Raw genomic sequence first — 20,342 nt, forward strand, 5'->3', positions numbered from 1 at the left:
GTGTAACCCTCAGGTTTACTTGGCGCCGTTCAGCGCCTTGATCACCTTGTCTGTGATATCAAACTTGGGGTTGATATACACAGCTTCCTGCAGGATCACGTCGTACTTTTCGGTCTCAGCCACTTGCTTGACCACCTTGTTGGCGCGATCGAGCACTGCAGCCAGTTCTTCGTTCTTGCGGGCGTTCAGGTCTTCCTGGAATTCGCGGCGCTTGCGCTGGAATTCACGATCCTGATCCACCAACTGACGCTGGCGCGAAGCGCGCTGGCTCTCAGCCATGGTGGGCGCTTCACGCTCGAACTTGTCCGAAGCATTCTTCAAGGAATTGCCCTGGTCGACCAAATCCTTTTCACGCTTGGAGAACTCCTGCTCAAGCTTGGACTGAGCAGCCTTGGCAGCGGATGCCTCACGGAAGATACGATCCGTGTTGACAAAGCCTGCCTTGAATTCCTGTGCATGCGCAGAGACGGCCATAGCGCCCAGCAGCACAGCCAGAGAAAGATGGCTAGAAAGAGACTTCATTAGAAAGATGTTCCGATTTGGAATTGCAGTTTTTGGATTCTATCGCCGGTTTCCTTGCGAATAGGCTGAGCATAAGCCAAACGCAGCGGACCCAGTGGAGAAATCCAGCTAATACCGATACCTGTGGAGGCGCGCAGGGAGTTCAGCTCCATGCTTTCACCTTCTGCCCACACATTACCCACGTCCACAAAACCGAACAAACGCAGAGTTCTGTCATTTCCTGCGCCGGGGAATGGAACCATGAATTCGCCATTCAGCGTCAGCTTGCGTGTACCGCCCAAGGCCAGATTGGCATTAACGCTATCGCGACGACCCAATGAGCCTTGCTCAAAGCCGCGAACCGAACCCAGACCACCCGAATAGAAATTCTTGAAAATGGGATAAGGATTGCTGCCAATGGCCTTGCCCCAGCCCAATTCGCCGTTCAGGGCAATGGTGTACTTCTTGTTCAGCGGAATATATTGCTGAATCTGGTAATTAGCCTTCCAGTAGCGCATATCGCTCAAGAAGGAGGTTTCCAGATTCAGACGCTGGTAGCGACCTGCATTGGGAGCCAGTGCGCTGTCGCGGTTATCACGCGACCAGCCCAGGGTAAAAGGAATGCCGGTCTTGGAGCAACCTGTATTGGAGTCCGCTGTACCGCCGCAATACTCGCTGTAAACAGCGGGCATATAGGTGCCAGGCTTGATTTCATTGCCTTCAACGCCTGCACCGAAGAAGATCGTATCCACTTCACTGAAGGGCACACCAAAGCGCACACTCGCGCCCTTGGTGACGATCTTGTAAGCGCCATCGTCGTAGTACGGACGTGTTGTACGGTAGTACACATCGTAAGTGCGCGAAATACCGGTATCCGTGAAATACGGATCGGTTGTCGACACCACCATGGTGCGGTTGTACTTGCTGGTATTGACGTCCAGACCCAGGTAGTTACCGGAGCCAAAGACGTTCTCCTGCTTGATACCAAAGGACAGCGACACCTTCTCCGCGCTGGAGAAACCAGCACCCAGCTGAATCGAGCCCGTGGGCTTTTCAACTACGTTGATCAGCAAATCCACCTGATCGGGAGAACCGGGCACTTCCTGAGTTTCGATTTCCACTTGGGTGAAGAAGCCCAGACGGTCCACGCGGTCGCGCGAGAGCTTGATCTTCTGGCCGTCGTACCAGGAGGCTTCAAACTGGCGGAATTCCCGGCGAATCACTTCATCACGGGTCTTGTTATTGCCGCTCACATTGATACGGCGAATATAGGCGCGGCGTGAAGGCTGGGCTTGCAGAACGACCTGCACACGGTTGTTCGTGCGGTCCACTTCCGGCACTGCTTCGACCTTGGCAAAGGCAAAACCGAAGTTACTGTAATAGTCCGTAAAAGCCTTGATGGTTTCAGAAACCTGGTCGGCGTTATAGGGCTCACCGGGCTTGATCTTGACCAGCGACTTGAATTCGTCGTCACGGTCCAGGAAGTTGCCTTCCATCTTCACGCCAGACACCACGTACTGGTTACCTTCGTGAATATTGACGGTCAGGCCGATGTTTTGCTTGTCTGGTGAGATGGCAACCTGTGTGGAGTCCACCCGAAACTCCAGATAGCCACGCTGCAGATAGTAAGAGCGCAGCGCTTCCAAGTCCGCATTGAGCTTGTTGCGCGCATAGCGGTCAGACTTGGTGTACCAGCTCATCCAGTTGCCAGTGTCCTGGTCAAACAGATCCTTGAGCGTAGATTCCTTGAATGCCTTGTTGCCAACGATATGGATTTCGTTGATCTTGGCCGGGTCACCTTCGGACACCGTGAAAGTCAGATTCACTCGGTTGCGCTCAATAGGCGTCACCGTCGTCACCACCTCAGCGCCATACAGGCTGCGGTTGATGTACTGACGCTTGAGTTCCTGCTCCGCGCGGTCTGCCAGCGCCTTGTCAAAAGGACGACCTTCGGCCAGACCCACATCACGCATGGCCTTGGTCAGCGTGTCCTTGTCAAATTCCTTGGTGCCCGCAAAAGTCACTTCAGCAATGGTGGGGCGCTCTTCCACCACCACGACCAGCACATTGCCATTGGCCTCCAGGCGCACGTCCTTGAACAGGCCCAGCGCAAACAGCGAGCGAATGGCGGCTGCGCCCTTTTCGTCGTTGTACTCGTCACCCACGCGCACGGGCATGGATGCAAAAACGGTACCCGGCTCCACACGCTGCAGACCTTCGACACGAATATCCTGGACTTTAAAAGGCTCCAGCGCCCACGCGGCCTGCGCAGCCAAAACCATAGCAGCTAAGGCAATAGCTGTGCGCTTGCCAAAGCGATTGAAATGTTTTTTCATGTGTGGAATTGCCGCCAGCGCGGCTTACCGAAAGCGGTAAAAAATCAGCCCCAAAGCCGGTTGATATCGTTGAAAAAGGCGACTGACATCATCAGCAAGATCACAGCCACGCCAGCGCGCTGCAGTCTCTCGGCCCAGACATCAGAGACATTTCGCCCCGTCACGCCCTCCCAAAGATAATACATCAGGTGCCCACCATCGAGAACGGGCAATGGTAGCAGGTTGAGCACGCCCAGACTGATGCTGATGAGTGCCAGAAACGATAAATACTGCACCAGTCCCATGCTGGCCGATTTGCCAGCGTAGTCAGCAATCGTCAGTGGCCCGCTGATATTTTTGAGCGATGCCTGCCCGATCAGCATGCGCCCCATCATGCGCAGCGTCATGGAAGACAGCTCCCAGGTTTTCTGCACACCAGCCTGCAAGCCACCCCACAAGCCCAGGCGCACAGTCACCATATCTGGCTGACCACCAAGGTAAGCATTCACGCGGGCACTGGCTGGCTGACCATTCTTGCCCTCCAACACATCCGGCGTGATTTGCAGCTCTGTCGCCTGGCCTGCTCGCAGCACTTTCCAGACCTGCACTTGCCCGCCACCAGACTCCCCCAGTTGGCGCACCAAGCCCAATAGTTGCACTCCGTCATACGCGGGCTGGCCATTGACGCTCTGAACCAAATCGCCTTTGCGCAAGCCACCGCGATCAGCCGGGCCACCCTCAACCACATCGTCCACTACAGGACGGGTCCAGGCACCCAGCAAGCCCACCTGCTTCATGAAAGCTGCATCAGGCTCGCTTTGCCCCAGAGCCCCCAGCTCAAGACTCAAGGTTCGGGGAGCGGCATCTTTGCCAGATGCCACTTCCAGCCTGACTTTTTCACCCTCAATCGCCGCCGTGGTGATGGCCCAGCGCAAATTGCTCAGCGATGTGACCGGCTGCCAGTCCTGCCCATCTTTGGAGATGCGCTGCACCCAGTCGCCGCTTTGAACACCCGCCAACTGCAGCACCGAGCCTTGAGGGGGGGCTGCCAGACGCGCAGCGGGCTCACTCATGCCCATCCAGTTCACCGCAGCCAGCAAAGCCACTGCAAGCACCAGATTTGCAACAGGCCCGGCAGCCACTATGGCGGCACGCGAGCGCAGCGGCTGATTGTTGAACGCAAGGTGTTTTTCTTCTGGCTTGACCTCGCCTTCACGCTCATCCAGCATGCGCACATAGCCACCCAACGGCAGCATGGCAATAACGTATTCGGTGCCGGATTTCTTGCTGGTCCAGCGCAGCAGCGGCTTGCCAAAGCCAATGGAATAACGCAGCACTTTGACACCGCAGGCCACAGCCACGCGGTAGTGGCCCCATTCATGCACTGCAATCAGAATGCCAAGCGCGACGACGAAAGAAACAACAGTCAGCAACACCTGATACTCCTTGTTTGCAATTTGATTTGGAGATGTGCCGACGGCAATCAGTTCCCTTGCCGCCAGCTACATGGCATCAAAACGCTATCAAAAAGCCGTCACAAAGCCCATTGCTGAGCAATGGCAGCTGCACGCTCACGGGTACGTGCATCAAGTGCCATCAGGTCTTCCAGAGAGTTGATGACACTAGGCTGTACCGACTCAAGCGCCTGCAGATTGACCGCATGAATGCGATCAAACGAGAGCCTGCGCTCCAGAAAAGCCGCCACAGCAATTTCATTGGCCGCATTGAGCACTGTGGTTGTGCCTTCAGGCGCACGCAGCGCCTGCCAGGACAGATGCAAGCCCGGGAAACGCTTGGCATCTGCCTCTTCGAAGGTCAGTGCCGCCAGTTGGGCAAAGTCCAGCAGAGGCGCTCCGCTGGCAATGCGTTCAGGCCAGGCCAGACCGCAGGCGATGGGCACGCGCATATCGGGCGTGCCGAGCTGAGCCAGCACGGATGAATCGTTGAACTGCACCATGGAGTGCACGATTTGCTGCGGGTGAATGACGACCTTGATCTTCTCAGGCGCCATATCGAAGAGCCAGCGCGCCTCGATCACTTCCAGCGCCTTGTTCATCATGGTGGCCGAGTCCACCGAGATCTTGCGCCCCATGGAGAAGTTGGGGTGAGTGCAAGCCTGCTCTGGCGTGATTTCAGACAGGGTTGCAGGATCACGCTGGCGGAACGGGCCACCCGATGCAGTCAGCAGCAGGGAATCCACACGTTGCGCCCAGGTGCTGCTGTCTTCAGGCAGGCACTGAAAGATGGCCGAGTGCTCGCTGTCGATAGGCAGCAAAGTCGCACCATGGCGCTTGACGGTGTCCATGAACAGCGCACCGCCAACCACCAGAGCTTCCTTGTTGGCCAGCAGCAAGCGCTTGCCGGCCTTGGCGGCCGCCAGGCAAGGCGACAGACCGGCCGCGCCCACGATTGCGCCCATGACGGCATCGACATCAGGGTGAGAAGCTATGGTTTCCAGAGCATCCTGCGCTTGCAGCACCTGGGTTTGAAGCCCATTTTGCTTCAATTTTTCTGCCAGTTGCTGTGCATGCGGCGCGCTGGCCATCACCGCAAACTTTGGCGTGAACTGGGCGCACTGCTTGAGCATCAGGTCCACTTGCGTGGCAGCGCTCAGCGCAAAGATTTCGTATTGATCGGGGTGGCGCGCCACCACATCCAGGGTATTGGTTCCGATGGAACCGGTTGAACCCAGAACCGTGATTTTTTGTTTCATGGATGCACAAAGGATGAGAGCATCATTGCCAACGGCAGTGTGGGCAGGAGGGCATCAATGCGATCCAGGACACCACCATGGCCGGGCAGCAAGCCGCTGCTGTCCTTGACACCAACGCTGCGCTTGATGAGGGATTCGACCAAGTCGCCCACCACACTCATCGCAGCCATAAACACTGCGGCCAGCAACAGAAACCATGTTCCGCGCGACTGCAGCACCGTATAGAAACTTGGTACGGCGGCGCCATAGTGGCGATCCGCCCAGCTCCAGACCAGAGCCAGAACCACCACACCCGCCATGCCGCCCCAGACACCTTCCCAGCTCTTGCCCGGGCTGATGGAAGGAGCCAGCTTGTTTTTGGTGAATTTCAGGCCAAAAGTGCGACCTGCGAAATAGGCAAAAATATCAGCCACCCAGACCAGAACCAGCATGGACAGCAGGTAGTTGATGCCAACATTGCGCGCCTGCACCACCGCCATCCAGGCCAGCCAGAGGACCAGAACACCGCCCACCAGTCGCACAGCCGAAGGAATATGGGGCCAGCCTGCCACACCCGCGCGCAGCAGCAATACACCGCCAAGAACCCAGCAGGCACCAGCAATGATCCAGACTGTCGTCAGAGGCTGCTGCAGCCAGCCAGCCCACCAGGAACCCGCGCACATGGCTGTGCAGATCGCGCCCAGCGCCAAAGAGCCCGCCTGACCAAAGCCATTGAGCCGCCCCCATTCCCAGGCACCAGCGGCCATGAAAATCAGCATCAGTAAAGCAAAAGGCACTGTGCTGGCGGAATAGAACAGCGCTGGCAACAGGATGGCCAGCAAAATCAAGGCGGTAATGACGCGCTGTTTGAGCATGGCACCTCTTTGTTGTTAGGAATGAGCCGCAGGACTTTCTGGCGAAACGACTTGCTCGGAAGTCTGACCGAAGCGACGCTCCCGGCCAAAGTAAGCGCCAATCGCCAGATCCAGCTCAGCCTCATCAAACTCAGGCCACAGGCTTGCGCTGAAAAACATTTCTGAATAGGCAGCCTGCCACAGCAGGAAGTTGCTGATGCGCATCTCGCCGCCAGTGCGAATCAGCAGGTCAGGATCGGGCACATGCGCCAGAGCCATATTCCTGTCCAGATTTTCAGGTGTCAGCGGAAGCCCTTGCGCCACCACTTTCTGAGCTGCCTGCGCAATATCCCAGCGACCACCGTAATTGAAGCAGACGTTCAGCACGATCTTATCGTTCTGCGCTGTCAGCGTCTCAGCCTCCAGCAAGCTCTCCATCAGCTTGTCACCGAGAGCGGAGCGATCACCCACGAAGCACAGGCGTGCACCGTCTTTGTGAAGCTCCATCAGGTTCTTGGCCAGCGCCGACACAAACAGGCTCATCAAGCCAGTGACTTCCTCCTGCGGGCGATTCCAGTTCTCCGAAGAGAAGGCAAAAACCGTCAACACCTTCACGCCTCGATCCAGGCAGGCCTGGGTACAACGACGCAGTGACGTTACCCCTTGCTTATGCCCCGCAAGACGAGGAAGCAGACGGCGCTTTGCCCAGCGCCCATTGCCGTCCATGATGATGGCGATGTGGTGCGGCACGGAGCCGCTATGCAGTTTGGAAGTCAAATCAAATCCTGTGTTGGTCTTGCGCTCAGCCTCAGACTGCCATGATGTCCTGTTCTTTGGCCGCTACCAGCGCATCAATCTCAGTGATGTGCTTGTCAGTGATCTTCTGGATTTCGGCTTCGGAGCGCTTTTGATCGTCTTCAGACGCTTCCTTGTCCTTGACCAGCTTCTTCACGCCTTCGTTGGCATCACGGCGCAGATTGCGGATGGCAATCTTGGAGTTTTCGCCTTCTGTGCGAGCCAGCTTGGTCATTTCCTTGCGGCGCTCTTCGCTCATGGGGGGCATGGGCACGCGAATCAGGTCGCCCATGGAAGCGGGGTTCAAGCCCAGATCGCTTTCACGAATCGCCTTTTCCACCTTGGCAGCCATGCTCTTTTCCCAGGGCTGCACGCTGATAGTGCGCGAATCCAGCAGGGACACGTTGGCCACCTGGGACAGAGGCACCATGGAGCCGTAGTAGTCCACGTGAATGGCATCCAGCAAAGCGGGGCTGGGACGACCCGTACGCACGCGGGACAGGTTGTGCTTCAGAGCCTCGATGGATTGACCCATCTTGGTTTCGATATTCTTTTTGATTTCTGCAATCGTCATGTTCTTCTTCCTTGGAGGGATATCAGCAGGAGAGCGAAACCCTCAAGCGTACACCAGTGTGCCTTCGTTCTCACCCATCACCACACGCTTGAGTGCGCCGGGCTTGACGATGGAAAACACACGGATAGGCAGCTTCTGGTCACGGCACAGCGCAAAAGCCGTGGCATCCATGATGCCCAGATTGCGCGAGATAGCCTCGTCAAAAGTCAGCTTGTCATAACGGGTGGCAGATGGATCCTTGACAGGATCGGCTGTGTACACGCCATCCACCTTGGTGGCCTTGAGCACGACTTCGGCGCCGATTTCTGCACCACGCAGCGCAGCAGCGGTATCGGTCGTAAAGAAAGGGTTGCCCGTACCGGCAGCAAACACCACCACTTTGCCTTCTTCGAGGTACTGCAGAGCTTTGGGACGCACATAGGGCTCAACCACCTGCTCAATACCAATGGCGGACATCACGCGGGCCGTCAGGCCTTGCTTGTCCATGGCGTCAGCCAGAGCCAGGGAATTCATCACCGTGGCCAGCATGCCCATGTAGTCGGCGGTTGCACGGTCCATACCGACCGAGCCACCCGCAACGCCGCGGAAAATATTGCCGCCACCGATCACCACGGCAACCTGCACACCCACTTTGGTCACTTCCACGATTTCAGCCACCATGCGCTCAATGGTTGCGCGGTTGATGCCGAACTGGTCATCCCCCATTAACGCCTCGCCCGACAGCTTGAGCAGGATGCGCTTATGGGCAGGAATGGCGTTGGACATGGTGTTTCTCCGGAGGAAGTTAAAGTGAGAATAAAAAATGGGAGGGAGATAAATCAATCGCGGCACCAGGCCGCGATTGTTTGCTAAGGCTTAGGTTTAAGCACCAGCCTTGGCTGCTGCGACCTGGGCAGCCACTTCAGCGGCGAAGTCGTCAGTCTTCTTCTCAATGCCTTCGCCCACAACATACATCGTGAAACCCTTCACGGTGGTGTTGGCAGCCTTGAGCATCTGAGCCACGGTTTGCTTGCCGTCAGCAGCCTTCACGAAGACCTGGTCAGCCAGGGAAACTTCCTTCAGGAACTTCTGCACGGAGCCTTCCACCATCTTGGCGACGATGTCAGCAGGCTTGCCGGATTCAGCAGCCTTGGCTTCAGCCACGGAGCGTTCCTTGGCGATCAGCTCGGCAGGCACGTCAGCGGAAGTCACAGCCACGGGCTTCATGGCAGCAACGTGCATGGCCACATCCTTGGCAGCAGCAGCGTCACCGTCGAATTCAACAACCACACCAATGCGGCTGCCGTGCACATAGGCGGCCAGGCCAGCATTGCTGAAAGCCTTGAAGCGGCGGAAAGACATGTTTTCGCCGATCTTGCCGATCAGGCCCTTGCGCACGTCTTCCAGAGTGGGGCCGTAGCCGTCTTGTTCGTAAGCCAGGGCGCCCAGAGCGTCCAGGTCAGCGGGGTTGTTCAGAGCCACCAGCTTGGCTGCGGCGTTAGCCATGGCCATGAAGCTGTCATTCTTGGACACGAAGTCGGTTTCGCTGTTGACTTCCACCAGGCCACCCTTGTCGCCTTCGATGAAAGCAGCCACAACGCCTTCAGCAGTCACGCGGGAAGCGGCCTTACCAGCCTTGGTGCCCAGCTTGACGCGCAGCAGCTCTTCCGCCTTGGCCATATCGCCATCAGCTTCGGTCAGAGCCTTCTTGCACTCCATCATGGGAGCGTCGGTCTTGGCGCGCAGTTCGGCCACCATGCTTGCAGTAATTGCCATCGTATTTCTCCAGTATCAGTTCGATTCGTTACAGGAACGACTTACGCAAACTTCAAAAGGCAAGGGCCCCGTCTTGGAGGCTCATTGCCGGAGCATTCTTTCTTGCGTAAGCCCAGTCAGGATTCCGGCTAAAAAAACGGGGCTACTCAGAGCCCCGCTTTTTCTCGCGATGCGGTCGCGCAGCCGGACTTCGCTTAGGCGGCGGATTCTTCCACTTCCACGAACTCGTCGCCGTCTTCACCAGCGGCAGCCTTGACCACGTCGTTCAGACGGGCTTCACGGCCTTCCAGGATGGCGTCGGCAATGCCTTGGGCGTACAGTTGCACAGCCTTGGCGGAGTCGTCGTTACCAGGAATCACGTAGTCAATGCCTTCGGGGTTGTGGTTGGTGTCAACCACGCCGATCAGAGGAATACCCAGCTTCTTGGCTTCAGCGATAGCGATCTTGTGGAAGCCCACGTCGATCACGAAGATGGCGTCAGGCAGGCCGTTCATGTCCTGGATACCGCCGATGTCCTTTTCCAGCTTTTCCAGTTCGCGAACGAACATCAGCTGTTCCTTCTTGGACATGGATTCCAGACCAGTTTCTTGCTGAGCCTTCATGTCCTTCAGACGCTTGATGGAGGTCTTGACGGTCTTGAAGTTGGTCAGCATGCCGCCCAACCAGCGTTGGTCAACATAAGGAACACCAGCGCGCTGAGCTTGCTCAGCCACCAGCTCACGAGCTTGGCGCTTTGTACCCACCATCAGCACAGTGCCGCCGTTAGCAGTCAGCTGCTTGGCAAACTTCTGGGCTTCCTGGAACATCGGCAGGGACTTTTCCAGGTTGATGATGTGAATCTTGTTGCGGTGACCGAAGATGAACGGAGCCATCTTGGGGTTCCAGAAGCGAGTTTGGTGACCGAAGTGGACGCCAGCTTCCAGCATCTCGCGCATTGTTACTGCCATGTGAATTACCTCTAAGGTTAGGTCTAAAATTCGGCCCAACGATTGCCGCCCGCTTATGTGGCGCCAACACCTTGAATAGGCCGATTTGCTATTTGCCTTGCCGGCCTGAAGGCGCTGCAGCATCACGCAAAACGTGCCGCCACAACCCCTACAGCGCTTTCCGGGCTAGCCCATTACGGACCAACCCTTAGCAAAGCCGCAAAATTTTAGCACATTGCCATGCAACACGACCTCAGTCACGCAGCTCTTGAGATTCGAGAGGACCGCGAACGCGCTTCCAGCCTCATGGAATTGAGCATTGCAGCCGCGCAAAGCCCTCTGTGCGCACATGTTTTCAGCCAGACTTTTTTTGACAAAGCCCGCTGGGCTGCGGCAGAAACACCGCGCACCGCCCCCCTCGCCGGGCTTGCCATCTCCATCAAGGACTTGTTTGACCTTGAAGGCTCACGCAGCGCAGCCAGCTCCCGAGTTCTGCAGGATGCGCCACTGGCTGAAAGCACAGGCACGGCCGTGGCAAGACTTCAAGCAGCGGGTGCCGCCATCATTGGCCGCACACATATGGTGGAGTTTGCTTTCTCGGGCGTGGGCGTGAACCCGCACTTTGGCACGCCAGCCGCTCTGGATGCGCGCCACCCCGCCAATCCACAGCTCGCCCCCATGCGCCCTGCCCGCATCCCCGGCGGCTCATCCTCCGGCGCAGCCGTCTCGGTTGCCAGTGGCGCCGCCTGGGCTGCGCTGGGTTCAGACACCGGGGGCTCCATTCGTATTCCTGCGGCTCTCAATGGTCTGGTTGGCTTCAAAAGCACTGCCCGCCTGGTGCCTGTCGATGGCACCGTGCCGCTATCCCCCACTCTGGACACCGCCTGCGCCATTACCCGCAGCGTGCGCGACGCCGTGCTGCTGCATGAAATTCTGGCCGACCGGAAAACGAGCAGGTCAGAGCGCACACCCCAGCAATGGCGTCTGGCCGTGCCGCGCCAGATTTTCTTCGAGCAAATTGAGCCCGCTGTACGCCACGCCTTCGAGCGCAGCATTTCCCAATTGCAGGCAGCAGGCTTGCAGATTGAATGGATAGACCTGCCAGAACTGGAAGCGCTGGACGCCGTCAACATCATTGGCGGCTTCTCCCCCACCGAAAGCTATGCATGGCACCGCCACCTGTTGCAAGACCCCAGCAAAGCCGCACTCTACGACCCCCGAGTGCGCTCGCGCATTGAGCGTGGCGCCTCCATGAGTGCCGCCGACTATCTGGATCTGCTGGCGGCCCGCAAACAGTGGATTGCAAAAATGGAAGCCGCCATAGCGCCCTACGACGCCCTGCTCTCTCCAACCACACCACTGACGGCGCCAACCATCAGCTCCGTCGCCCCCGCCAATGGCCTCGACCCTGAAACCGATGCCAAGCGCGATGCGGAGTTTGTGCGCATCAATGCCTTGCTGCTGCGCAACACCAGCGTGGTCAACATGCTTGACGGCTGCGCACTCTCACTGCCTTGCCACCAGGCCGATGAGCTGCCCATGGGCCTGATGATCTGGCATGCCGCGCTGCATGACGATGCCGTGCTGCAGATCAGCGCTGACATTGAAGCTGTGCTCAACGCCAGCGAATAACATCACATTTGATAGCTGCCTGCGCTTTATCGATAAGCGCTGCGGCATCAAAAACAACGTATTCGCCTCACCACAGCGGCAGTTTTCATAACTCTATGAATAGCTGCCGCCACCAGTGCTGGCGCTATGCTTGATGCATGCTGCGCATCACCTCTCACGCGACTTTCTCTACAGACTCTGACTCTGGCTGGCCGCTTTTTGACACGCCCACCACCCGGCAGATGGAGCAGCTCTACGCCAGCCATCTGCCAGCCCATTGCCTGATGCAGCGCGCAGGCCTTGCCGTGGCGCAACTGGCCATGGCTATTGCCCCCCATGCTCAGCGCATCTGGATTGCCTGCGGCCCCGGCAACAACGGCGGCGATGGGTTTGAAGCCGCCGCACAACTCAAAGCCCTGCGACCCCAGACAGAAATTCTGGTCAGCCAAGTCAGAGAAAGCACCAGACTGCCCGCAGATGCCCAGGCCTCCTGGCTACGCGCTCAGGCTGCAGGCGTTCTCTGGGTCGATGAATGCCCCGCCATCATGGGCCATCAAGATCTGTGCATAGATGCCTTGCTGGGCATAGGCGTCAAGAGTCAAAATGCGGGAACCCCTAATGCAGATCAGCGCAAACTGCTTCAATTATTGAAGCAAGTTCAACGCAGCAGCTGCCCGGTTCTTTGCGTCGATATCGCATCCGGACTGGATGCCGACACCGGCCAGTACCACGCAGACTTCGCCCCCGAGGCCGCCCCCATCAGCACACGCCACACACTGGCGCTGCTGACACTGCACCCCGGCCTGTTCACCGCACAGGGACGAGACGCCTGCGGCCAGGTGTGGAGTGATGACTTGAGCTGCCCACCTCTGGCGCAGCACCACCCCGTTGCGCGCCTGAGCACGCAAGCACCATCCTCTGGCCACACCGACCACCACACACGCCCTCACGCCAGCCACAAAGGCAGCTTTGGTGACGTTGCCATTCTGGGCGGCGAAGGACTGGGGCATCGAGGCCTCTCCATGACAGGTGCCGCATGGCTGGCCGCGCTGGCAGCGCTGCACACCGGCGCGGGACGTGTGATGCTGGCCCTGCTGGATGCTGAAAGCAGCACCACGCAGGCCATTGCCCCCTGGCCAGAAATCATGCTGCGCCAACCGCAGGCGCAAGACTGGCAACAGGCCACAGTGGTCTGCGGCTGCGGTGGCGGGCAAGCCATCATGGCCTGGCTACCCGCCGTTTTGCAGCAAGCTCCCAGACTGGTTCTGGATGCCGATGCCCTCAATGCCGTAGCTGCCGCCCCTGCTCTGGCAACCTTGCTCAAAGAGCGCGCCACTCGCCAGCAGGCCACCGTGCTGACGCCCCACCCTCTGGAAGCCGCACGCCTGCTGCAAACCAGCACGCAAAGCGTTCAGGCCAACCGTCTGCACGCAGCCACCGCACTGGCCCAGCAATTTCAATGCACTGTGCTGCTCAAAGGCTCAGGCACCATCATCGCCAGCCCGCACAGCACGCCGTGGATCAACAGCACAGGCAACGCGCTGCTGGCCCGCGGCGGAACCGGTGATGTACTGGCCGGGCTGATTGGCGCCCTCTGGGCATCCGGCTGCAGTGCCGAACAGGCTGCTGTGCGCGGTGCTTTCAGGCATGGGCAAGTGGCAGACGACTGGCCTTGCGGCACGCCATTCAGCGCCAGTGCACTGGCATTGCATCTGGGCGACTGAAAAGCAGAGTAAAGCGCCCCCACAAAAGAAAAAGGCCTTGTCGTTACCAACAAGGCCTTTTTTCGTGAGTGCAGACTCAGCGCATCATGGCATCAGCGCGCCGTCTTGCGCTTTGTGTTTTTGGCTGCAGCACTGCTTGCAGGCGCCTTGACGCGCTTGACAGCCTTGCTTGTTTTCGCCGTCTTGGCGGGCACAGCCTCTTGCGCCACTGGCTTGGCGGCAGAAGCATCCGCACTCAACAAAGCTGCCACCTTTTTCTTGACTGCACCCTTGGCGCCAGCCTTGCGGGGCGTAGCAACTGCCGGCACCACTTCTGCCGCAACAGGCGCTGCCGGGGCAGTTGCAGCCTTCTGAGCCGCAGCCCCACGCGCTTGCGCCTGTGCGTATTCAGCTTCCAGCGCAGCCAGATTCACACCCTTGAGCATGGCTTTCTTGGCGGCTTTCCGGCTTTGCTTGCTGCCAGCGCTTTCAGAGCCGCCCGCTGCATTGCGCTGCGCACGGCTGGCCTTGGCATCCCTGCGATTCCACTTTTCGGCATAGCCCGCATCAGATCGCACTTCGCGCTGCTCCCGTGGCTCACGGCCTTCCCGGCGCCCGCGCTGATCGTCACGCCCGTCCTTCGCGTTCGAGCGCGCATTGCGCGGCGACATGATGGCGTCCTCGCCATCACGCACCAGACGGAAGTCAATACGGCGACCATCCAGATCCACGCGACTGACCTGCACCCGCACACGGGTGCCGATGCCGTAGCGAACACCGGAGCGCTCGCCACGCAGTTCCTGACGCGCTTCATCAAAGCGGAAGTAGTCGCCACCCAGCTCGGTGATGTGCACCAGACCTTCCACATACATGGCGTCCAGCGTCACAAAGACACCAAACGTCGTGACGGACGAGACCATGCCCGCAAACTCCTCGCCCAGGTGCTCGCGCATGTATTTGCACTTGAGCCAGGCTTCCACATCGCGGCTGGCCTCATCGGCTCGGCGCTCGTTGGCGCTGCAATGCAGGCCCGCTGCTTCCCAGGCCTGAAACTCCTTGGCCGGTGCACGCTTGCGCGGCTTTTGATTGGGCTCCACCACCCGCGAAGCCAAGCGCTTGGCCATCTTGGCTTCAGCCTCGCCCGGTGTGGGCAGCGCGGGCAGCTTGTAGTGGGTGCCGCCCAGTTCAGCCTTGATGACCCGGTGCACCAGCAAGTCGGGGTAGCGGCGAATCGGGCTGGTGAAGTGGGTATAGGCCTCAAACGCCAGACCAAAGTGGCCGTTGTTATCAGGCGTGTAGAAAGCCTGCATCATCGAGCGCAGCAGCATGGTGTGAATCTGCTGCGCATCAGGCCGGTCCTTGGTTGCCGCAGCAATCTGCTGGAACTCCTTGGTCGTGGGGTTCTCGCTGATGCTCATGCCCACACCCATGGCCTTGAGGTAGTTACGCAGAATGTCCTGCTTTTCCATCGAAGGCTTGTCGTGCACGCGGAACAGACCCAGCTGGCCGCTTTGCTCAATAAAGTCGGCGCTGCAGACGTTGGCCGCCAGCATGGCTTCTTCAATCAGCTTGTGCGCCTCATTGCGGGTGCGCGGCACAATTTTCTCGATACGGCCGTTGTCATCGCACACGATCTGCGTTTCGGTGGTTTCGAAGTCCACCGCACCGCGCTCCTCGCGGGCCTTGAGCAGCGCCTGATAGACACCGTGCAGATTCAGCAGATCCTGCACACGGTCCTTGCGCTTGGCTGCTTCCGGGCCACGCGTGTTGGCCAGAATCGCCGCCACTTCCGTATAAGTGAAGCGCGCATGGCTGTGCATGACCGCGGGATAGAACTGATAGGCCTGCACCTCACCCTTGGCCGTCACCAGCATGTCGCAGACCATGCACAGACGATCCACATCGGGGTTCAGCGAGCACAGACCATTGCTGAGCTTTTCCGGCAGCATGGGAATCACACGGCGCGGGAAATAGACGCTGGTGGCGCGGTCATAGGCGTCCACATCGATGGCACTGCCCGTCGTCACATAGTGGCTCACATCGGCAATGGCCACCAGCAGACGCCAGCCCTTGCTGCGGCCCACCTTGGCAGGCTCGCAATACACGGCATCGTCAAAGTCACGGGCGTCTTCGCCGTCAATCGTGACCAGTGGAATATCCGTCAGGTCAATGCGCTGCTTGCAATCGGCAGCACGCACCACTTCTGGCAAGGCCTTGGCCTGGTTGAGGCAGGCATCCGAAAAGATATGCGGCACACCATATTTGCGCACCGCAATTTCGATTTCCATGCCGGGGTCATCCACCTCACCCAGCACTTCGGTGATGCGGCCAACCGGTTGACCAAACAGGGCAGGCGCTTCGGTGAGTTTGACCACCACCACCTGCCCCGGCTCGGCTGAGCCTGTGGCATTGGAGGGGATCAGGATGTCCTGACCATAGCGCTTGTCTTCGGGGGCCACGAGCCACACACCGCTTTCCTGCAGAAAACGGCCAATGATGGGCTGATCTGGACGCTCCACGATCTCGACCACGCGCCCTTCGGGGCGACCACGGTGGTCATTGCGGGCAATGCGCACCTGGACACGGTCCTTGTGCAGCACGGCTCTCATTTCATTGGGAGGGAGGTAGATATCACGCTCACCATCGTCACGGACCACGAAGCCGTGTCCGTCGCGGTGGCCCTGCACAGTGCCCAAGATTTCTTCATTCATATCGGCAGCTTTTGCGCGAGGGTTCATTTTTTTGATATACAATCTATGTCTTTCCTGAGATGCCCAGGTGGCGGAATTGGTAGACGCACTAGTTTCAGGTACTAGCGGGTAACTCCGTGGAGGTTCGAGTCCTCTCCTGGGCACCAAGTTTAACGACAACCTAACAAGGTTTCGATGAACTGGGGAAACATTCTGACAATTGAATGTTTTCAGCCCCATCGGCATCTCTTGAAAAAATTGAAGTCAGGTTTAAACGCAGAAAACTGCGCTATAATCCAAAGCTTCCCTGAAAGCCCAGGTGGCGGAATTGGTAGACGCACTAGTTTCAGGTACTAGCGGGTAACTCCGTGGAGGTTCGAGTCCTCTCCTGGGCACCAAATACGACAAGCCGTTGCATGCAAATGCAACGGCTTTTTCGTTTTTCACATCACCCCACCCTCTTTTCGCATCTTTGCGAAAAATGTTCGCAAACTCGCCAGAGCGCTGCGTTTGCCGCTATATAATTCACTCACTCTGAAATGCCCAGGTGGCGGAATTGGTAGACGCACTAGTTTCAGGTACTAGCGGGTAACTCCGTGGAGGTTCGAGTCCTCTCCTGGGCACCAAACACGACAAGCCGTTGCATGCAAATGCAGCGGCTTTTTCGTTGGCCGATTGGCTTTTCTGCCTTGGCAAAAAACTTTGCAAAAACCACGCAAACTCGCCAGAGCACTGCGTTTGCCGCTATATAATTCACTCACTCTGAAATGCCCAGGTGGCGGAATTGGTAGACGCACTAGTTTCAGGTACTAGCGGGTAACTCCGTGGAGGTTCGAGTCCTCTCCTGGGCACCAAATACGACAAGCCGTTGCATGCAAATGCAGCGGCTTTTTCGTTGGCCGATTGGCTTTTCTGCCTTGGCAAAAAACTTTGCAAAAACCACGCAAACTCGCCAGAACACTGCGTTTGCCGCTATATAATTCACTCACTCTGAAATGCCCAGGTGGCGGAATTGGTAGACGCACTAGTTTCAGGTACTAGCGGGTAACTCCGTGGAGGTTCGAGTCCTCTCCTGGGCACCAAATACGACAAGCCGTTGCATGCAAATGCAGCGGCTTTTTCGTTGGCGCTCTGCCCTCCGCTCACAATCCGAAGCAGGAAATAAGCAGGCACAAAAAAGGGAGTCCTCAGACTCCCTTTTTGATAGCTACAAGCGTTTGATTTACTTGCGCAGCAGCTGCTTCAGTGCCGTTTGCAAACGGCGTGCAGTCGCTTCATCGCTACCGCTGGCCAGCACTGCAGCCACGTCCTGACCCCATGTCTGCTGGGGCGAAGGATCGTTGCGACGTGTCAGCATCTGCAGCTGCAGCGCACGGCGCGCAGCCAGCTGGTCTGCCGGTGTGTGCACATCGGCGGCCATTTCCAGGCGCAGCAGCGCTTCTGCGGCATTGCCCTTGGGCGCTGCGGCAATGGCGGTGGACCAGGAGGAGCGCACAGGCGCCGTCACCTTGCCACCCAGTTGCTGTGCCGAAGGCATTTGCTCGGCATCACGCGACTGCCATGCACCCATCAGCTGGGTCAGGGCTTCACCGTGGGCCTGAGCGGCCAGCTTGCGCAGAGCTTCCTGAGCATGCTCCACCGCATCACGCTGGGCGCGGAAAGCAGGATCTGCCAGACGTGGACCACGTTCTTCGCGCGTGAATTCACGACGGCCACGGCCCATGTCGCCACGGCTGCCATCACGACCAGGGCGATCACCGCCACGGCCTGCATCGCGGCCACGGCCTCCGTCCTTGCGGTCGCCTGGGCGACCAGCGGGTGCAGCCGCAGCTTCTTTCTTCATGCCTGGGCGGTCATCACCGCGCACAGCCAGCACAGGGCGAGCAGGCTTTGCGACGACGGGGGCATCAGCAGCTTCCGTTGCTTGCGCTTCTGTTTCAGTAGCTACAGGCGCTTGACCGTCTTGGACTTGAGCCGGGTTTGCATCAGATTTCTCTGCAGCAGGCTGGGCCTTGATAGCGGCTTCCAGCTCAGCCAGAGCAGTGCGAATCTTCTGCGCATCACCGCTGGCATTGGCAGCTTCCACCGCCTTGGAGGCTTCCAGCACGCGGCGGTCATGTTCGGACAGTTCGACCGCAGGTGCACGCGAGCCACGCTCTACGCTCTTGCGATTGAAGGCGTCATCCAGCGGCTTGCGGAACGCGTCCCAGAGCTTTTGCTCATGCTTGCGATCCAGAGGCACGCCTTGCGCTTCAACCTGCCAGCGCTGCTGCAGCGCCTTAACAGCATCGATACGCAGGCTAGCAGCAGCGCCCAGAGCCACGGCTTCGTCAATCATGGCGTGACGGCGATCCAGGCTGGCCTTTTGTGCAGCCTGCAAAGGTGCCTCAGCAGCAGCCATGGCTTGCTTGAACAGCGGCTGCAGCTCAGCAAACAGCTTTTCGCCGATGTGGCCGCTTTCGCGCCAGCGCTCACCAAACTGGCGCAGTGCGCGCAGCATGTTCTTCCAGTCCTGGCTGGCAGAGTGCTCTGCAGCCCAGGCCTTGATTTCTTCAATCAGCGTCAAGCGCTGGGCCTTGGCCTGTGTGCTGTCCTGACGGATCTTGTCGTGCCAAGACTCAACCACCTTGTAGGCAGCGTTGCAGGCTTCGTCAAACTTCTTCCACAGCGCGTGGTTGGCAGCAGCGCCCTGGTCGGCGTTCTTCCACTGCTCGCGCAGGGCGCGCAGGGTTTCCTGAATCTTGCGACCACCCAGAGCCTGCCCTTCGGGGCGGTTCAGCAGGGCTTCGGCCTTGGCCACCAGCTCTTCACGCAGCTTGTCTGCGTTCTGACGCTGCCAGCCATCGGCTTCACCAGCGGCTACCAGTGCTTGGTGCACTTCGCCAACCAGCGCTTCGTCCACAAAGCGGCCATGCGCCTTGATGGCAGCGCGCATGGCTTGCACAGCGGCAGAGCCCGCCTTGCTGTTGCCAGCGGCGGTTTCTTCCTTGAGGGCTTGCAGTGCCTGTGTCAGGCCCGCCTTGGCAGCTTCGACCTGCTCGGGTGTGGGCTTGCCACGGCCAGGAGCGGCAGCACGGGCAGCGGGCTTGGCAGCCTCGGCAGGAGCGGCTTCAGGAGGCAGACCACGGGCCACGCGAATTTCATCGGCCCACACGGGCACGGTGGGCAGAGGCGATGTTTCGTCAGCGGCCGCAGTTTCGGTTTGTGCCAGTGCAGACTGGAAAGCGTCCCAAACCAGCGCCAGCTGTGCGGATGCTGCTTCCAATTGAGGAGGGAAACGGCCATCCACGCTGCTCCAGCTGGCGTCGCTGGTCAACTCCTTGGCCTGCTCTTGCCAGCGTGCCACGTCAGCGCCCAGCGCTTCCAGCACAGCCTTGGCATCCTTCCAGGACTTGGTGGACAGCACTTCAATGCGCTGCGCCAGCAGCAGCGCCACTTCGCGCTGCACCTGGGTGCGGTGTTGCAGGTCTTCCACGGCCTTTACGCGCTCAACCAACTGAGCCTTGAACTGCGACAGCGGCTCGCGCGACAGTGCAGCGCCGGCCTTGGCGGCGTCACGCTGCCAGGCGGCGGCGGCGGCGGCGTCAAAAGGCGCAGCAGCCAGCAGGGCCTGGGCCTTGTCAGCCCACTCCACGGAAATTTTTTCCTGGTTTTCAGTGCGACGGATTTCGTCCAGGCGCTCACGCACGGCGCGGGCTGCGCTCTTGTCGCGGCCATTGAGTTCCTTGTGGACTTCCTGGAGTTGCTCAACCGAGGGTTGAGTGGTCAGCCAGTCACGGATGCGCGCGGCGCGATCACCCGAGGTTTCGGCAGAAAAAGCACCACCCGTCAGCGCATCCAGCGGATGTTGCTCAGAATTCTTGGCAGAGGCCGGGCTTACTTCAGATGCATCAGACATGGTGCTGCTAGGAGAGATAGATGTCATG

At 58.8% G+C, this 20,342-nt stretch carries 14 protein-coding genes and 5 tRNA genes; 7 read left to right on the plus strand and 12 right to left on the minus strand.

What is annotated here, in order from left to right:
- Positions 1 to 15 precede the first annotated feature (15 nt).
- The 10 genes from JDW18_RS14580 to rpsB form a co-directional block, all read right to left on the minus strand.
- A complete protein-coding gene (locus JDW18_RS14580; RefSeq protein WP_218240132.1) occupies positions 16 to 522 on the minus strand; it encodes an OmpH/Skp family outer membrane protein in 507 nt (168 codons plus the stop codon).
- Positions 522 to 2,837: an outer membrane protein assembly factor BamA gene (bamA, locus tag JDW18_RS14585; protein WP_218240133.1), complete on the minus strand. Its 2,316-nt coding sequence runs from the start codon at positions 2,835 to 2,837 to the stop codon at positions 522 to 524. Before bamA ends, JDW18_RS14580 begins: the two co-directional genes overlap by 1 nt.
- 44 nt (positions 2,838 to 2,881) lie before the next feature.
- Entirely contained in the window at positions 2,882 to 4,252 is a 1,371-nt protein-coding gene (gene rseP, locus JDW18_RS14590) for an RIP metalloprotease RseP (RefSeq protein WP_218240134.1), read from the minus strand.
- A gap of 98 nt (positions 4,253 to 4,350) precedes the next feature.
- Positions 4,351 to 5,529, minus strand: a complete 1,179-nt coding sequence (gene ispC / locus JDW18_RS14595; RefSeq protein ID WP_218240135.1) for a 1-deoxy-D-xylulose-5-phosphate reductoisomerase — start codon at positions 5,527 to 5,529, stop codon at positions 4,351 to 4,353.
- On the minus strand, positions 5,526 to 6,383 hold the full coding sequence (locus tag JDW18_RS14600; protein ID WP_218240136.1) for a phosphatidate cytidylyltransferase: 858 nt from the start codon (positions 6,381 to 6,383) through the stop codon (positions 5,526 to 5,528). The genes ispC and JDW18_RS14600 overlap by 4 nt, the downstream gene beginning before the upstream one ends.
- A 15-nt stretch (positions 6,384 to 6,398) precedes the next feature.
- Positions 6,399 to 7,088 (minus strand): polyprenyl diphosphate synthase, encoded by a 690-nt coding sequence (uppS, locus tag JDW18_RS14605; RefSeq protein ID WP_246610554.1) that lies wholly within the window; start codon positions 7,086 to 7,088, stop codon positions 6,399 to 6,401.
- Positions 7,089 to 7,170: 82 nt separating this feature from the next.
- Positions 7,171 to 7,731, minus strand: coding sequence for a ribosome recycling factor (frr, locus tag JDW18_RS14610; RefSeq protein ID WP_218240138.1), 561 nt, complete (start codon positions 7,729 to 7,731; stop codon positions 7,171 to 7,173).
- A 42-nt stretch (positions 7,732 to 7,773) separates the two neighbouring features.
- Positions 7,774 to 8,496 carry a UMP kinase gene (gene pyrH / locus JDW18_RS14615; protein WP_218240139.1) on the minus strand — a complete coding sequence of 241 codons (723 nt, stop codon included), beginning with the start codon at positions 8,494 to 8,496 and terminating at the stop codon, positions 7,774 to 7,776.
- A 96-nt stretch (positions 8,497 to 8,592) separates the two neighbouring features.
- The gene (tsf, locus tag JDW18_RS14620) at positions 8,593 to 9,486 is read right to left on the minus strand and encodes a translation elongation factor Ts (RefSeq protein ID WP_218240140.1); all 894 of its coding nucleotides are present in this window, start codon (positions 9,484 to 9,486) and stop codon (positions 8,593 to 8,595) included.
- Between the two features lie 194 nt (positions 9,487 to 9,680).
- Entirely contained in the window at positions 9,681 to 10,433 is a 753-nt protein-coding gene (gene rpsB / locus JDW18_RS14625; protein ID WP_218240141.1) for a 30S ribosomal protein S2, read from the minus strand.
- A gap of 219 nt (positions 10,434 to 10,652) precedes the next feature.
- On the opposite strand from rpsB, the gene JDW18_RS14630 reads away from it, so the two are divergent.
- Both JDW18_RS14630 and JDW18_RS14635 read left to right on the plus strand, forming a co-directional pair.
- Positions 10,653 to 12,044 (plus strand): amidase, encoded by a 1,392-nt coding sequence (locus tag JDW18_RS14630; RefSeq protein ID WP_218240142.1) that lies wholly within the window; start codon positions 10,653 to 10,655, stop codon positions 12,042 to 12,044.
- Between the two features lie 137 nt (positions 12,045 to 12,181).
- The gene (locus tag JDW18_RS14635) at positions 12,182 to 13,747 is read left to right on the plus strand and encodes an NAD(P)H-hydrate dehydratase (protein ID WP_218240143.1); all 1,566 of its coding nucleotides are present in this window, start codon (positions 12,182 to 12,184) and stop codon (positions 13,745 to 13,747) included.
- A gap of 92 nt (positions 13,748 to 13,839) precedes the next feature.
- Here the strand turns inward: JDW18_RS14635 and rnr are convergent, their stop codons facing one another.
- Positions 13,840 to 16,464, minus strand: a complete 2,625-nt coding sequence (gene rnr, locus JDW18_RS14640) for a ribonuclease R (protein ID WP_218240144.1) — start codon at positions 16,462 to 16,464, stop codon at positions 13,840 to 13,842.
- A 34-nt stretch (positions 16,465 to 16,498) separates the two neighbouring features.
- Between rnr and JDW18_RS14645 the strand changes: the two genes are divergently transcribed.
- The 5 genes from JDW18_RS14645 to JDW18_RS14665 all read left to right on the plus strand — a co-directional run bounded on the left by JDW18_RS14645 (position 16,499) and on the right by JDW18_RS14665 (position 17,498).
- Positions 16,499 to 16,583: transfer RNA gene (locus tag JDW18_RS14645), tRNA-Leu, on the plus strand.
- A 146-nt stretch (positions 16,584 to 16,729) separates the two neighbouring features.
- A tRNA-Leu gene (locus JDW18_RS14650) sits at positions 16,730 to 16,814 on the plus strand.
- A gap of 143 nt (positions 16,815 to 16,957) precedes the next feature.
- Positions 16,958 to 17,042: transfer RNA gene (locus JDW18_RS14655), tRNA-Leu, on the plus strand.
- Positions 17,043 to 17,185: 143 nt separating this feature from the next.
- Positions 17,186 to 17,270, plus strand: a tRNA-Leu gene (locus JDW18_RS14660).
- Between the two features lie 143 nt (positions 17,271 to 17,413).
- A tRNA-Leu gene (locus tag JDW18_RS14665) sits at positions 17,414 to 17,498 on the plus strand.
- Between the two features lie 140 nt (positions 17,499 to 17,638).
- Here JDW18_RS14665 and JDW18_RS14670 read toward each other — a convergent pair.
- Positions 17,639 to 20,314 carry a DUF349 domain-containing protein gene (locus JDW18_RS14670; protein WP_218240145.1) on the minus strand — a complete coding sequence of 892 codons (2,676 nt, stop codon included), beginning with the start codon at positions 20,312 to 20,314 and terminating at the stop codon, positions 17,639 to 17,641.
- Positions 20,315 to 20,342 lie beyond the last annotated feature (28 nt).

Origin of the sequence: Comamonas fluminis, from assembly GCF_019186805.1 — a bacterium.
Taxonomy (GTDB): Bacteria; Pseudomonadota; Gammaproteobacteria; order Burkholderiales; family Burkholderiaceae_C; genus Comamonas; species Comamonas fluminis.

Bases quoted from the DNA above. Each gene is read 5' to 3' on its own strand.
- JDW18_RS14580 (WP_218240132.1), bottom strand. From the start codon at position 522: ATGAAGTCTCTTTCTAGCCATCTTTCTCTGGCTGTGCTGCTGGGCGCT.
- bamA (WP_218240133.1), bottom strand. From the start codon at position 2,837: ATGAAAAAACATTTCAATCGCTTTGGCAAGCGCACAGCTATTGCCTTA.
- ispC (WP_218240135.1), bottom strand. From the start codon at position 5,529: ATGAAACAAAAAATCACGGTTCTGGGTTCAACCGGTTCCATCGGAACC.
- JDW18_RS14600 (WP_218240136.1), bottom strand. From the start codon at position 6,383: ATGCTCAAACAGCGCGTCATTACCGCCTTGATTTTGCTGGCCATCCTG.
- uppS (WP_246610554.1), bottom strand. From the start codon at position 7,088: ATGGACGGCAATGGGCGCTGGGCAAAGCGCCGTCTGCTTCCTCGTCTT.
- frr (WP_218240138.1), bottom strand. From the start codon at position 7,731: ATGACGATTGCAGAAATCAAAAAGAATATCGAAACCAAGATGGGTCAA.
- pyrH (WP_218240139.1), bottom strand. From the start codon at position 8,496: ATGTCCAACGCCATTCCTGCCCATAAGCGCATCCTGCTCAAGCTGTCG.
- tsf (WP_218240140.1), bottom strand. From the start codon at position 9,486: ATGGCAATTACTGCAAGCATGGTGGCCGAACTGCGCGCCAAGACCGAC.
- rpsB (WP_218240141.1), bottom strand. From the start codon at position 10,433: ATGGCAGTAACAATGCGCGAGATGCTGGAAGCTGGCGTCCACTTCGGT.
- JDW18_RS14630 (WP_218240142.1), top strand. From the start codon at position 10,653: ATGCAACACGACCTCAGTCACGCAGCTCTTGAGATTCGAGAGGACCGC.
- JDW18_RS14635 (WP_218240143.1), top strand. From the start codon at position 12,182: ATGCTGCGCATCACCTCTCACGCGACTTTCTCTACAGACTCTGACTCT.
- rnr (WP_218240144.1), bottom strand. From the start codon at position 16,464: ATGAACCCTCGCGCAAAAGCTGCCGATATGAATGAAGAAATCTTGGGC.
- JDW18_RS14670 (WP_218240145.1), bottom strand. From the start codon at position 20,314: ATGTCTGATGCATCTGAAGTAAGCCCGGCCTCTGCCAAGAATTCTGAG.